We start from the raw sequence: 342 nt of genomic DNA, 5'->3' as shown, positions 1-342 counted from the left end.
TCCTTGGACAAAAGTAAAGTGTTCAGGTGTTCAATCTCCTGTTTCAAATGACGAATCACCTGTTCACTCTGGTCAGCAGAGGCTGTATCACGCTGTCCAGAGACCTGTCCAGAATGGTGTTCACCCTTCGGTTGCTCAAAGGGGCCAAAGACACGTAAAAGCTCTGAAGTATCTACCATTTTTGCATTGCGCTCACCGCTACAGGTGGACAGGTCACCTGCTTTAATTAACCTGTGCAGTGTTGTTCTACTCTTACCCGTCAGTCGGGCAGCCTCACTAATAGACACTCTGGCCATCAGTTACCATCCTGTAATGCATCCAGTCTCGAGGACAGTGTACGGA

General features: G+C 48.5%; 1 protein-coding gene. It reads right to left on the bottom strand.

Translation table 11 applies throughout. From position 1 onward, the window contains the following. On the bottom strand, positions 1-296 hold a 296-nt coding region (locus ACNQ0T_RS23405; protein WP_167874837.1), incomplete at its 3' end, for a helix-turn-helix transcriptional regulator. Between the last annotated feature and the right edge of the window lie 46 nt (positions 297-342).

Origin of the sequence: Enterobacter cloacae complex sp.6700776 (assembly GCF_048284255.1) — a bacterium.
Taxonomy (GTDB): Bacteria; Pseudomonadota; Gammaproteobacteria; order Enterobacterales; family Enterobacteriaceae; genus Enterobacter; species Enterobacter intestinihominis.
This window is presented reverse-complemented; position numbering and strand designations above follow the sequence as displayed.